General features: G+C 64.4%; 11 protein-coding genes and 2 pseudogenes. 7 read left to right on the forward strand and 6 right to left on the reverse strand.

Translation table 11 applies throughout. The features are described 5' to 3' along the window. The first annotated feature begins 93 nt into the window (after positions 1–93). Genes metG through HAP41_RS25110 form a run of 3 tightly spaced genes read left to right on the forward strand, consistent with a single transcriptional unit; the run spans position 94 to position 3703 of the window. Positions 94–2103 (forward strand): methionine--tRNA ligase, encoded by a 2010-nt coding sequence (gene metG / locus HAP41_RS25100; RefSeq protein WP_166096564.1) that lies wholly within the window; start codon positions 94–96, stop codon positions 2101–2103. Between the two features lie 12 nt (positions 2104–2115). Beyond that, the gene (locus HAP41_RS25105) at positions 2116–2892 is read left to right on the forward strand and encodes a TatD family hydrolase (protein ID WP_166096563.1); all 777 of its coding nucleotides are present in this window, start codon (positions 2116–2118) and stop codon (positions 2890–2892) included. A gap of 13 nt (positions 2893–2905) precedes the next feature. Then, the gene (locus HAP41_RS25110; RefSeq protein WP_166096562.1) at positions 2906–3703 is read left to right on the forward strand and encodes an MBL fold metallo-hydrolase; all 798 of its coding nucleotides are present in this window, start codon (positions 2906–2908) and stop codon (positions 3701–3703) included. Positions 3704–3718: 15 nt separating this feature from the next. Here HAP41_RS25110 and HAP41_RS25115 read toward each other — a convergent pair whose 3' ends face one another. The 5 genes from HAP41_RS25115 to HAP41_RS25135 all read right to left on the reverse strand — a co-directional run bounded on the left by HAP41_RS25115 (position 3719) and on the right by HAP41_RS25135 (position 9985). Next, positions 3719–5368 (reverse strand): acyl-CoA synthetase, encoded by a 1650-nt coding sequence (locus HAP41_RS25115; RefSeq protein WP_166096561.1) that lies wholly within the window; start codon positions 5366–5368, stop codon positions 3719–3721. 23 nt (positions 5369–5391) lie between these two features. Continuing rightward, positions 5392–7281, reverse strand: coding sequence for a TRAP transporter large permease (locus HAP41_RS25120; protein ID WP_176400465.1), 1890 nt, complete (start codon positions 7279–7281; stop codon positions 5392–5394). Between the two features lie 32 nt (positions 7282–7313). Further along, positions 7314–8333, reverse strand: coding sequence for a TRAP transporter substrate-binding protein (locus tag HAP41_RS25125; RefSeq protein WP_166096560.1), 1020 nt, complete (start codon positions 8331–8333; stop codon positions 7314–7316). A gap of 504 nt (positions 8334–8837) precedes the next feature. Further along, entirely contained in the window at positions 8838–9377 is a 540-nt protein-coding gene (locus HAP41_RS25130) for a 4-hydroxylaminobenzoate lyase (protein ID WP_166096559.1), read from the reverse strand. Beyond that, a complete protein-coding gene (locus tag HAP41_RS25135) occupies positions 9356–9985 on the reverse strand; it encodes a nitroreductase (RefSeq protein WP_248577113.1) in 630 nt (209 codons plus the stop codon). The genes HAP41_RS25130 and HAP41_RS25135 overlap by 22 nt, the downstream gene beginning before the upstream one ends. Here HAP41_RS25135 and HAP41_RS25140 point away from each other — a divergent pair. After that, positions 9979–10743, forward strand: coding sequence for a LysR substrate-binding domain-containing protein (locus tag HAP41_RS25140; protein WP_224580745.1), 765 nt, complete (start codon positions 9979–9981; stop codon positions 10741–10743). The genes HAP41_RS25135 and HAP41_RS25140 overlap by 7 nt on opposite strands. A gap of 55 nt (positions 10744–10798) precedes the next feature. Then, a pseudogene (locus HAP41_RS25145) lies at positions 10799–11996 on the forward strand (M24 family metallopeptidase). Positions 11997–12145: 149 nt separating this feature from the next. Here HAP41_RS25145 and HAP41_RS25150 read toward each other — a convergent pair. Next, positions 12146–12961, reverse strand: coding sequence for a hypothetical protein (locus HAP41_RS25150; RefSeq protein ID WP_166096558.1), 816 nt, complete (start codon positions 12959–12961; stop codon positions 12146–12148). A 317-nt stretch (positions 12962–13278) separates the two neighbouring features. Between HAP41_RS25150 and HAP41_RS25155 the strand changes: the two genes are divergently transcribed. Both HAP41_RS25155 and HAP41_RS25160 read left to right on the forward strand, forming a co-directional pair. Beyond that, a complete protein-coding gene (locus HAP41_RS25155) occupies positions 13279–13479 on the forward strand; it encodes a hypothetical protein (RefSeq protein ID WP_248577241.1) in 201 nt (66 codons plus the stop codon). Further along, positions 13476–13571 (forward strand): annotated as a pseudogene (locus HAP41_RS25160) (ClpX C4-type zinc finger protein); the annotation flags it as partial. The gene HAP41_RS25155 and the pseudogene HAP41_RS25160, both read left to right, overlap by 4 nt. Positions 13572–13619: the final 48 nt, after the last annotated feature.

Genomic DNA, 13619 nt, shown 5'->3' on the forward strand with positions numbered 1-13619 from the left:
GTGTGCAGCGGTTTTCCGACAGGATCATGCTCCAAATAATGACCTAACGCAGGTTCGTTTCCAAATTTCGAGAAGCCGGTAAAGGAATTCGTCGTGGCCACGCGAGCTAAGAAAACCGCTAGAGGCAAGAGCAGCAAGAAGAAGGCTGCCAACAAGGCCGCGAAGAAGGCCGTGAAGGCGCTCGCGCGCAAAGCTGCCAAGAAGGTCAAGAAGACCAGGAAGGCTGCCGCCAAGAAGGGCGTGAAGAAGAGCGCTGCGAAGACGACAAAGAAGGTCGGCAAGAAGGCCGCGAAGAAGCAGGCCGTCGCCAAGAAGGCGGTGAAGAAAGCGGCCAAAAAGGCAGCCAAGTCTCCGGCGAAGAGCAAGGCTCCCGCGAAGAGGGCCGCCAAGAAAACGAAAGTGACTGCGCCTGCCGTGACCGTCGCACCGGCTCCCGTCGCCACGCCGCCGAAGGTTGTGAAGCCCAAGGTGTCGAAGCCCAAAGTGTCGAAGCCTGAGGCGCCGCCCGCACTGAGGCCCGTCGCAGCTCCGCAAGCCGCAACTCCTGTTGCCGCTCCCGCGCGCGACAACGTCTTCTACATCTCGACCGCCATCGCCTATCCCAACGGCAGCCCGCATATCGGCCACGCCTATGAGGCGATCTCGGCCGACGTGCTGGCGCGCTTTGCGCGGCTCGACGGCAAGGACGTGTTCTTCCTGACCGGCACCGACGAGCACGGTCAGAAGATGGTCCAAACCGCGCAGAACGAAGGCCTGACCCCGTCCGCGCTCGCGACCCGCAATGCTGGTCGCTTCAAGGAGATGGACGAGCGTCTGAACGTGTCGTTCGACCGCTTCATCCGCACCACCGAAGAGCAGCACCATCGCTCCAGCCAGGAGATCTGGCGGCGCATGGAAGCGAACGGCGACATCTACGCCGACAGCTATGCCGGCTGGTACTCGGTGCGCGACGAGGCGTATTACGCCGAGGACGAGACGCGCCTGAACGACGACGGCGTGCGCCTCGGACCGCAAGGCACGCCAGTCGAATGGGTCGAGGAGAAGAGCTATTTCTTCCGCCTGTCGGCCTATCAGGACAAGCTTCTGAAGCTCTACGAAGATCATCCTGAATTCATTGGCCCGGACTCGCGCAAGAACGAGGTGGTGAGCTTCGTACGCGGCGGCTTGCGCGATCTCTCGATCTCGCGCACGACCTTCGATTGGGGCGTGAAAGTGCCCAGCGACGAAGAGCACGTGATGTATGTCTGGGTCGACGCGCTGACCAATTACATCACCGGCGTCGGATTCCCCGACGAGAGCGACAAGAACTGGCGCTACTGGCCGGCCGACGTGCACATCATCGGCAAGGACATCATCCGCTTCCACGCGGTCTACTGGCCCGCATTCCTGATGTCGGCCGGCATTTCGCTGCCGAAGAGGGTCTATGCCCATGGCTTCCTGTTCAACAGGGGCGAGAAGATGTCGAAGTCGGTCGGCAATGTCGTCGACCCCTTCAATCTTGCCGACCAGTATGGCGTCGACCAGATGCGCTATTTCTTTCTGCGCGAGGTCTCGTATGGCCAGGACGGCAACTACAACCACGAAGCCATCGTCGCGCGCATCAATGCCGATCTCGCCAACGATCTCGGCAACCTCGCGCAGCGCTCGCTGTCGATGATCGCCAAGCAGCTCGGCGGCGTGCTGCCGGAGCCGGGCGAGTTCAGCGACAACGACAAGGCGATTCTGGCGATGGCGGACGGCATGATCGCCGCATCGCGCGAAGCGATGGCGACGCAGCAGATCCATCACTGGCTCAACGCCGTGTGGGCCGTGGTCGCGGAGGCCAACCGCTATTTCGCGGGCGAGGCGCCGTGGGCGCTCGCCAAGACCGATCCTGTCAGGCAGAAGACGGTGCTCTATGTCACCGCCGAAGTCGTGCGCCAGATCGCGATCCTGGCCCAGCCGGCGATGCCGACTGCCTCGGGCTTGCTGCTCGACAGCCTCGGCATTCCCGCGGGCGAGCGGAATTTCGTGATGCTCGGGGGCGCCAAACGGATCGCGCCCGGCTCGACGCTACCGGCGCCGACACCGGCGTTCCCGCGCTACATCGAGCCGGCGGCCTAGGGCGTTCGGGCGATGCTGGTCGACAGCCACTGCCATCTGGATTTTCCGGACTTTGCGGAAGATCTCGACGGGATCGTCTCGCGTGCACGTGCGGCCGGCATCGGCCGTATGGTCACGATCTCCACGCGGGTGCGAAAGCTCAATCAGCTTCTGGCCATCGCTGAGCGCTACGACGACGTCTACTGCTCGGTCGGCACCCATCCGCATAACGCGGACGAGGAAGACGGCATCTCGCCGGACGAACTGATCGGGTTGACCGGGCATCCCAAGGTGGTCGCGCTCGGCGAGGCCGGGCTCGACTATTTCTACGACAACGGCACGCCGGAGGCGCAGGCGAGGGGCTTCCGCGCCCACATCGCGGCGGCCCGTGCGACCGGCCTGCCGCTGGTGATCCACACCCGCGAGGCGGACGAGGATTGCGGCCGCATCCTGGAGGAGGAAGCGGCCAAGGGATCGTTTCGCGCCGTGCTGCATTGCTACACGGGCGGGCGCGAGCTGGCGCTGAAGGCGGTGTCGCTCGGGCTCTATATCGGCTTCACGGGCATCCTGACCTTCAAGAAATCGGAGACCCTGCGCGCGCTTGCGGCTGAACTGCCGTCTGACCGTATTCTGGTTGAAACAGACTCGCCCTATCTTGCGCCCGGCAAGTTCCGGGGCAAACGCAACGAGCCGGCCTATGTGGTCGAGGTCGCCAAGGTGCTCGCCGAAACGCGCGGCGTGTCGCTCGATGAGATCTCACGCCAGACCACCGAAAACTTCTTCCGCCTGTTCTCCAAGGTGAAATCTTAGGACTGGGAGCCGCATGACGCTGACGCTGACGATCCTGGGCTGCGGCTCCTCCGCCGGCGTGCCGCGCCCGGCACTCGGCTGGGGCGCCTGCGATCCCAACAATCCAAAGAACCGCCGCCGCCGCTGCTCGCTGCTAGTCGAGCAGACGTCGAGCCACGGCACCACGCGCATCGTGATCGACACCTCGCCTGACCTGCGCGAGCAGCTCATCGATACCAATGTCGACCACATCGACGCGGTGTTCCTGACCCATGAGCATGCCGACCAGACCCACGGCATGGACGATCTGCGCTCCGTCGTGCTCCACATGCGCAAGCGCATCCCGGTTTATTTCAACCAGTCGACCGCGAAAGACATCATGGCGCGGTTCTCCTATTGCTTCATCTCGCCCGAGGGCAGCGACTATCCGCCGATCCTGCACCGGCATTCGATCGAGGCCGGCGAAAGCCGGACCATCAGCGGCAAGGGCGGCGACGTGACCATGACCGCGTTCCTGGTCCAACACGGCCAGATTCCCGCGCTCGGCTATCGCATCGGCAATGCCGCCTACACGCCCGACCTCAACGACATCCCGCGCGAGAGCTGGGGCGCGCTGGAGAATCTCGATCTCTGGATCGTCGACGGCTTGCGCTACACCCAGCATTCCAGCCATTTCAGCATCAACGATGCGCTGTCCTGGATCGAGCGCTTCAAGCCCAAGCGCGCCGTCATCACCAACATGACGGCCGACGTCGATTACGAGGTGATCCGGCAATCGCTGCCGGCGGGCGTGGTGCCGGCCTATGACGGCATGCGGCTCGACACGCACTGATCGCGCCGGCTCGGTTCAGGCCGAGATCGCCTTGGACGAGCCGACCTCGTTACGCAGCAGGAATTTCTGGATCTTGCCCGTGGACGTCTTCGGGATCGGTCCGAACACGACGGCCTTCGGCGTCTTGAAGCCGCTCATATGCGTGCGGCAGAAGGCGATGATCTCGGCTTCGGTCGCGCTGGCGCCGTCCTTCAGTTCGACGAAGGCGCAGGGCACCTCGCCCCATTTCGGATCGGGCTTTGCGACGACGGCTGCGAACAGCACGGCCGGATGCTTGTAGAGGATGTCCTCGACCTCGACGGAGGAAATGTTCTCGCCACCGGAAATGATGATGTCCTTGGAGCGATCCTTGATGATGACGTAACCGTGCTCGTCGAGCACGCCGAGGTCGCCGGTGTGAAACCAGCCGCCCTCGAAGGCTTCTTTCGTCGCCTTCTCGTTCTTGAGGTAGCCCTTCATCACGATGTTGCCGCGGAACATGACCTCGCCGATGGTCTCGCCGTCGCGGGGCACCTCCTGCATCGTCTGCGGATTGATGACGGTGACGCCTTCCTCGAGCGGGTAGGGCACGCCCTGCCGCCGCTTCATGCTGGCGCGCTCGGCGGCGGGCAGATCGTCCCAGCCGGGTTGCTCGGCGCAGACGGAGGCGGGGCCGTAGACCTCGGTCAGGCCGTAGACGTGCGTGAGCCTGATGCCGATGTTTTCTGCGCCTTCGAGCACCGCGACCGGCGGTGCGGCGCCGGCGATCAGGCCGACGACGCGGCGCGCGGCACTGCCCTTCGGCGCGTCGGGTGCGTTGATCAGCGTGTTGTAGACGATCGGCGCGCCGCACATGTGGGTGACGCCGTGCTGCTTGATCAGCTCGAAGATTTTTGTCGGCTCGACCTTGCGCAGGCAGACGTTGATGCCGGCGGCCGCCGCAATGGTCCAGGGGAAGCACCAGCCGTTGCAGTGGAACATCGGCAGCGTCCAGAGATAGACCGGATGTTGGCCGAGCTGGCCGGCAAGGATGTTGCTGACGGCGTTGAGATAGGCGCCGCGATGATGGGTGACGACGCCCTTGGGATTGCCCGTGGTGCCCGAAGTATAGCTCAGCGCGATGGCGTCCCATTCGTCGCCCGGCGGGATCGCCGCGAAGTCCGGATCGCCTTGCGCAACCGCCGCCTCATACTCGATCTCGCCGATGCGCTTGCCGCCCTTGAAAGCGGCGTCGTCGACGTCGACGACGAGCGGCTTCGGCCCCTTCATCTGCGCGAGCGCGTCGGTGATGACAGTCGAAAACTCCGGATCGACCAGGATGATCTTGGCGCCGCCATGATCGAGCTGAAACGCGATCGAAGGCGCATCGAGACGAATGTTGAGCGCATTGAGGACGGCGCCGGTCATGGGGACGGCGAAGTGCACCTCGTTCATCGCCGGAATGTTCGGCAGCATCGCCGCGACGGTATCGCCGACGCCGATGCCCTTGCCGCCAAGCCAGGACGCAAAGCGCTTGCAGCGCTCATGCGTCTCGCGCCACGTGAAGCTGCGCCCCTCATAGACCGTGCTGACGTGGTCGGGATAGACGGCGGCGCTGCGCGCGAGGAAGCTCAGCGGGCTCAGGGGGACGTAGTTGGCGGGGGTCTTGTCGAGGCCGATATTGTACTGGTTCTGCGGCTCGCTCATCGAACCCTCCTTGACGCCGCGCTCTACAGGAATCCGATCGAGATCCAGGGGAAGATCGCGACGATGATCAATCCCACCAGCAACGCCAGCAGATAGCCCCAGATCGGCCTGATACCTTCGGCCGGATCGACGCGTCCGATGGCGCAGGCGGCATAATAGCCGACGCCGAAGGGCGGGGCGAATAGCCCGATACCCATGGCGAGAATGATCACCATGGCATAGTGCACCTCGTGCACGCCGACGGCACGGGCGATTGGAAACAGCAGCGGACCGAACAGCACGATTGCCGGAATGCCCTCGAGCACGCTGCCGAGGATGGTGAAGGCCAGGATCGACACGGCGATGAAGGTCGCAGGTCCCCCGGGCAATCCGGTCATGGCTGAAGCCAGCGAGCGCGAGAAGCCGGATTGGGTGAGCCCCCAGGCCATGCCGGTCGCCGTGCCGATGATCAGCAGGATCGCGCCCGACAGCGACGCGGTCTCGACCAGCATGGGAAACAGCCGCCGCCAGTCGAAGCGGCGGTAGACGAGGAGGCCGACCAGGGCGCCGTAGACGATGCCGATGGTGGAGACTTCGGTCGCGGTCGCAATGCCCTCGACCACGGCGTAGCGGATCACGAAGGGCAGCGCGAGCGCGGGCAGGGCGACGATGAAGGTCTTGCCGATCTCGCCACCCGTGGCGCGGCGGACATGGCTCATGTCCTCGTGGCGGTAGCGCCACCACACCAGCATGCAGAGCGTGATGGCTAGCACGACGCCGGGCAGCAGGCCGCCGGTAAAGAGGGCGGCGATCGACACGCCCGTGACCGAGCCGATCGTGATCAGCACGAGGCTTGGCGGAATGGTCTCGGTCTGCGCGCCGGTGGCCGCGAGCAAGGCCACGAGGTCGCCGGGCTTGGCGCCGCGCTGCTTCATTTCCGGGAACAGCACGGGCGCCACCGCCGCCATGTCGGCGGCCTTGGCGCCGGAGATGCCGGAGACGAGGTACATCGCGCCGACCAGCACGTAATGCAGGCCGCCGCGGACATGGCCGAGCAGGCTCGCCAGGAACGCGACCATGGCCCGCGCCATGCCGGTCATCTCGATCAGAAGCCCCAGGAACACGAACAGCGGCACCGAGAGCAGGATGAGGTGGCTCATGCCCTCGTCCATCCGCCCGACCAGCACCATGACCGGCGTCCGCGTGGTCAGCGCCAGATAGCCGTAGATCGCGAGGCCAAACCCGAACGCAATGGGAACGCCTGCAAAGACGCAGAAGCCGGCGACGCCGACGAAGAAGATGACGAGGTTGAGATTGCCGAGCGGCCGCAGATAAGGCTGCGCCAGCCAGAACAGACCGACGATGACGGCAACCGATATCGCCGCCGTCAGCACCATGCGGTAATCGGCGGCGCGCAGCAGCCGCAGCAGCGCGAACACCGCCATCAGGCAGACGCCGGCCGGCAGCGCCGCGGCGCGCCACATGTTCGAGATCTGGAGCGCCGGCGTGGTGATGAAGCTTTCCTCGTAGGCGTATTCGGCGGACGGCCAGACGATCAGCGCCAGGAACGCCAGCGCCGCACAGGTCGCGACTACGTCCAGATAGGCGCGCAAGGCCGGCCGCGCGCTCGCGACGAGCGCCGTCATGCGCATGTGCTCGGAGCGGCGGAACGCGACCGCGGCGCCGAGCATTGCCAGCCACAGGAACAGGATCGAGGCGAGCTCATCCGACCAGATCAGCGGCCGGTGCACGCCGTAGCGCGCGACCACACCCGCAAACAGGATCACGATCTCCGCGACCACCAGAATGGCCGCGGGGATCTCGACGGCGAGGCCGAGGATGCGCTCCAGCGAGGCCAGCACGAGGGATCGGTGAGGGGGCTGAACGGCCACCTCGCCCACCACTCCGGTCGCCTCAACCTCGACATGAGCCATCTCGATAAGAACCTCGGCGGCCCCAACGCGCGTTACGACAACTTGCCGACGGCCTTTTCCAGGAGATCCCAGGCCTGGTCGCCATACTTGCCCTTCCACTCGGCATAGAAGCCGGCGGAGCGCAGCTTGTCACGGAACGGCGCCACCGCAGGCTGGTTGAAGGTCAGGCCCTTGCCCGCGAGCTCCTGCTGGAGGTTCGCATTCAGCTTGGCGGTATCCTCACGCTCCTTGACGGCGGCGGCGTTGATGTTCTTGGCGACGATGGTGCGGACGTCCTCCGGCAGCGCGCTCCAGGCGCGGCGGTTGGCCAGGAACCAGAAGCCGTCCCACATGTGGTTGGTCAGCGAGCAGTACTTCTGCACCTCGTACAGCTTGGCGGTCGAGATGATCGCCAGCGGGTTCTCCTGGCCCTCGACGATCTTGGTCTGGAGCGCGGAATAGACCTCGGCGAAATTGATCGAGGCGGGCGCCGCATCGAACGCCTTGAACATCGAGGTCCACAGCGGCGACACCGGCACGCGGATCTTGAAGCCCTTGAAATCATCAGGACCGTTGATCGGCTTGCTCGACGACGTGGTCTGGCGGAAGCCGTTGTCCCAGATCTTGTCCATGACATCGAGGCCGGCCTTCTTGATCTCGCCGCGGACATGGGCGCCGAGGTCGCCGTCCATGGCCTTCCAGACCGTGTTGTAGTCCGGGAAAGCGAAGCCGATGCCGTTGATGGACGCGGCCGGCACCAGGGTCGACAGGATCAGTCCTGACAGCGTGAAGAACTCGACGCCGCCGGACCGGATCTGGCTCAGCATGTCGGTGTCCGACCCGAGCTGGTTGTTCGGGAAGATCTGGAGGTCGAACTTGCCGTTGGTCTCGGCCTTGATCGCCGCCGCCATCTCCTTGGCGCGCACGTTCAGCGGATGGGTGTCAGGCAGGTTGTTGGCGTATTTGTAGGTGAACTCGGCGCTCTGGGCGCGGGCCACATGGGGCGCACCGAGGCCGCCCAGGACCGCGGTCGCGGCGGAGGCCTTGAGAAGCGTGCGTCGGGAAAAGCTCATGGGTCTGCTTCCTCGGAAGTTTGTTGTTGTTCTGAGATGCAAACCTATACGGACGGAAGGCCTGAAGGTCATCTGCGATCTCGCGAGGTCTCGCTTATTGCAGCCGGACACCGTCGCGGCAATATCGGCTTTCGGCAGATGGGCCGGATTCAAAATCTGAAAAACAACCCCATGCACAGTAGCCGTCAAGAGCCGAGAGGCCGGTCGCGGCGTAGACCGAAAGCGGACGGCAAGCGAAGGCGCCGTGTCAGGAATTCGATCTAAATATCTGATCTAATTGTATATAAAGATATTCCATAATATACCTTATGCGAATTACGGATATGGCGGTCCGGGCTGGGGCCCGCCTGGCGCATGGTCGCCGAAATCCCTCTCCACCGTTCATGGTGAGCCGCCTTGCTGGCCGTGGCGTCGCGGCGCATCGCCGCGCGCGGACTCAGCTGTGCATGCTTCTGAACGGGTGACGCTCGCGCACGGCGTCACCCGAGACCGTCCGGCCGGCGATTAGGACGGCGCCGCGAAGTCGTAGGAGATGCGTCCGGCGGGCAGATAGAACAGCGCGATGACGGCGCCGCCGCGGACCTCGGGATAGTGCCGGCTGCCGGGATCGGGCGCGGTCCAGCCGGGCCCTTGCCAGCCCTGCAGCCCCTTCAGCTCGGCGCCCTTGTCCAGCGGCACGACCAGGTTCAGTTCCCCATATGGGTGACCGTGATATTGCCCGCGGAGCACGTCGTGGTCGTCCTCGTCCTTGAAGCGGCGCGGATCGGTGCTGTTCATGTAGACGGCCGTGATGCTGAACTGGAACGTTTCAGGCGTCGGGTCCATGATGCGGCTGCGCCGGTAGTTCGGACCGTCGACCTCCTGGTTCGCCGCCCAGCCTTCCGCGACGCCGCGCTTAATCAGCCGTGCCAGGTCCTGGTAGAGCTGGCTGCCCTCGCCGTATGTTTGGTTGAGCCACCGCTCCATCTCCGCGCCGGGCGTCATATCCTTGACCTCGCGCAGAAACGGAATGCTGTACTGAATCAATTCGTCTCGGCTTCCCATGGCGTTGTCCTTTCCATTTGGGTTGCACTTTGTTCTTCAAAGCCCGCGAACGAGGCGAAGTCCGCGATGTCCGCGCGCGGCATCAGCCTGCCCGCGATTTGGTCCCTGGCACGGCCGATCGAAATGCCGCACACGACCATTTGCTCCGCCGGGATCGACAGCAGCGGACGCAGGATCCGGTGGTATTTCGAGAACGTCTCCTGCGGACATGACTGGAGCCCATGGCCTGCCGCAGCCAGCAGCACGTTCTGGATGAACATGCCGAGGTCGAGCCAGCTGCCGACCTCCAGGCGCCGGTCGATCGTGACGATCAGCCCGACGGGCGCGCCGAAGAACGCATAGTTCTTGGCGGTCTGGCCGCTCCTGGCTTTGATATCGGTCTGGGCGATGCCGAGCGAACCGTAGAACAACCGGCCGAACTCCTGTCGTCGTTGCAGGTAGGGTTCGGGCAGGTCACTGGCGTAGTATCTGTATTCCGACATATGTGCGTCGCGGGCGGTTTCGTGCGCTTCGCGCAGTGTGGCCGAGACCCTGTCTTTGGCATCGCCGGCCAGCACGTAGACGTGCCAGGGCTGGATATTGGCGCCGCTTGGCGCAAACCGTGCCACAGGTTCGCGAAGCGCTGCGATCTCTCGAGGCGGCGGTCGAGCAGCCGCGCTTCGTTCCGGCGGCCTCCACAAGGCAATTCACCCTCGCCGCCAACGACTTCACCACGATGGTGCTGGCCTCACCGCTCCTGAAGATACTCGGGCTTGAGGCGCCGGCGATCGACCTGATCATCAAGCCGGTGACACGGATCGATCTTGCCGAGCAGATCGACCTTGGTCGCATCGACGTTGCGATCGGTGTCTTCTCGGATCCGCCAAGCCGCTTCCGGACCTCGCTATTGTTCGAATATGACGACGTGCTGATCGTGGGCGGAAAGCGCAAGCTCGGCCGGATCGACAACGCGGCCCTGGCGCGCATGCCGCTGGTCGTCGTCTCCTTCGGCGGCGAGCAGGAGGGAGCAATCGGGGGCTTCATCTCCGAGCGCGGCCTCGCCAGGCGATCGGAAATGTATGACCGCGCAGCGCTCGAACGGGCATTGTCCGAAAGCGACCGGCCGCCGCGCATAGCTGTTTCGCTTCCACATTTCCTGGCGCTGCCCGCCCTGCTCGCGGACTCCGAACTCGCGGCCATCGTTCCGCGTCCATTGGCGCGGGCATTCGAACGTGAGCATGCCATCACCGCGTGCGAGCTTCCTTACGCGACGACCCCGGTCGAGGTCCGGCTGTTGTGGCACGAACGTATCGAGGGCGAGCCATCGCATGACTGGCTTCACGATATTCTTCGGCGCGCAACCGCGGACCTCAGGCGCGGACGCTAGCTGGCGACGGTCTCGGTCCTGGTTCCATTTGCCATTGGGGCGTAAGGAGCCCGTCATGCAGGAGAACATCGCCCGCGCGACCACCTCGCGCGCCATTCCGTTCGATGCCGCCAAGCTCGACCGTCTCATGGAGGCCGCCGGCCTCGACGTGCTGGTCGTGACCTCCAAGCACAATGTGCAGTACCTGCTGGGCGCCGAGCGCGCGATTTTCTTCGACTACATGGACGCGATGGGTGTCAGCCGCTATCTGCCGGTCCTGGTCTATCCCAGGGGCGCGCCGGACAAGGCGGTCTATATCGGTCACCGTCTGGAAACCCATCAGCGTGCCGTGGCGCCGCCGTGGGTGCCGCAGGTCCGCACCGAATCCAATGGCTCGGTCGAGCGCGGTCACACGGGCCATTGGCCTGATCCGGGCTGCCGGCGTGCCCTTGAAGCGGGTCGGCGTCGAGATGGCGTTCCTGCCGATGGATGCAGGAAGGGTGCTCGCTGACGCCCTGCCCGGCGCCGAGCTCAAGGACGCGCTGCTGGTGCTGGAGCGGCTGCGGGCGGTCAAGTCGGCGGACGAGCTGGCCAAGCTCAAGACGGCGTCCGAGCTCGTCATCGCATCGATGCTGGAGGTGATCGCCGCGCACGGCCCGGGCACCACCAAGCAGCAATTGTCGGACAGTTTGCGTGTCGCCGAGGCCAATCGCGGCCTGACCTTCGAATACTGCCTGCTCGCATGCGGCAGCAGCCACAACAGGGCGCCATCATCGCAGCGCTGGGAGCAAGGCGACGTGCTGTCGCTCGATTCCGGCGGCAATTATCACGGCTATATCGGCGACCTCGCCCGAATGGCCGTGCTGGGCGAACCCGACAGCGAACTGAAAGATTGCCTGGCCGAGATCGAGGCGGTCCAGCGCGCCGCCTTTGCCGCAGTCCGGCCGGGCGCCCTGGGCGGCGACATCTACGTCGCGGCCGAGCGGCAGCTTGCCCAGATCACCCAGCGCGACTGCACCGATTTCCTGGCTCACGGCATGGGCCTCGTCAGCCACGAGGCCCCTCGCCTGACCGCCAAGGGACCGGTCCCCTACGACGACACCGACGCCCGGCTGCCGCTCGAAACAGGCATGGTGGTCTCGATCGAGACCACGATGAAGCATCCGAAGCGCGGCTTCATCAAGCTCGAGGACACGGTCGTGGTGACGGCGACGGGGTATGAGATTTTTGGCGAGGGCGGCCGCGGGTGGAATTTGGGCGGCAGCGCGCTCTAGCCTGATGGCGTTGCAGGACCCTCATGGTGAGGAGCGCGGCACACGCGTCTCGAACCATGAAGGCCCGCCTCTCGCGTGTGGCCATCCTTCGAGACGCCCGCTTTGCGGGCTCCTCAGGATGAGGTGCGGAGTGTGGTGAAGCTGCGCAATTACCGCGCCAGCAGCAGCTCCAACTGGCTCTGTGCCTTCTTGACCGCCGCCGCGAACCAGCCCTGGCTCGGCGCTTCCCTGGCGAAACACTTTGTGTAGGCGTCCATGGCCTGGTCTTCCTTGGCCATGGCGTCCTGCGGGGTGTTCCTGGCCATCATCTGCTTCCAGACTTTTTCGCAGGCCGGGATCTCGGCCGTCTTCACGGCGTCGGTTGCGGCGAGGAAGTAGACCTTGTCGCCCTGGATCGCGACGACGTCGATTTCATGCGGCGCGCCCTTCAGGTCGCCGTTGCCGCGCACGCCGAGCACGGCGACCGCGGCACTCGCGGATGCGGGCTTCGTGATCGGCAGCTCGGCATATTTGGCGAAGGCCGAGTCCTGGATGGCTTGATAGTAGAAGCGATCCGACTTGAAGGCTGCGGCGATCTCCTGCGGCAGGCCGTCCTCGCGGTGCTCGGCAAGCCAGTGCTTGAGCAGCGCGGTCGTCGTCACCACGGCCTGCATCTTGTCGCCCTCTGAGGCGAAGCCCAGCCCGTCGAGATGGCCGAAGCCCGAGTCGCCCTTGAACAGCGTGTCGGCGTTCGACTTGCCTTCCGCCGGCAGCCCCTTGATCGTGACCGGTCCGACCAGGCCGCGCAGCACACCGGTCAGCTCGTTGAGCGCCGCATCGTGCTGCTTGAAAGTCTCGTCGTTCTCCTTGGCTTTGGAGAATTTTGCGATGTAGCGATCGCGCAAATCGAGATAGTGCTGCTCGGGCGTGGCGGCGTCGGTGGGTGTCGCGAAAACGAGCAGGCAGAGCAAGACGAGCAATCTCATTGCAATTTCCGGAAGACTGGGAGCGATCTCCAGTCTTTGTGCTGGTGCCGGACGGGAAGGTTCATCGGCTCCTGAACTGCGAACGTGCGCGGCGGCCGGAGGTGTCGATGTACCCGTTTCAGGTTGACAAGAGCGGCCGTCCGGCGCCAAAATTCGATCGGGTCGATACACCCGCTGCCTGCGCCCTTTGGGGATGGTGAACGTATCAAAGTCGCCCTCACCCTCGCTATTGGCGAGCGGGTCGGCAAGGCAGGCACCGATCTTCTCCGTTCGCCGATACGGGTGCTCTCATGCGCGATTTCCGCGATGCGAAGGCTATGGCTCGTTCCTTGCGCGATGCCTTGAATGCCAAAGCCGTGCAAACCACTCACAGCGAAGCTTTGGAACTGATGCGAAAGCGTTCGGGTACGAGAACTGGAATATTCTGTCGGCCAAGATTGATGCGGCGCAGCCGAGTGCTGGCGTGCAGAATCCTGCCCAGCAGGATCGTCCCATCTACTGTTCGTTCTGCGGCATGAACCAGCATGAAGTGAGCAAGCTGGTGGCTGGGCCGGCTGTCTTTATATGCGACGAATGTATCGACCTATGCACCGATATCGTTGATGAGCAGCTGCTTCGCCTCATCGAAGGAGATGCAGACAGTGCTCGCGACATGCCC

This window comes from Bradyrhizobium barranii subsp. apii (assembly GCF_011516635.5).
Classification (GTDB): domain Bacteria; phylum Pseudomonadota; class Alphaproteobacteria; order Rhizobiales; family Xanthobacteraceae; genus Bradyrhizobium; species Bradyrhizobium barranii.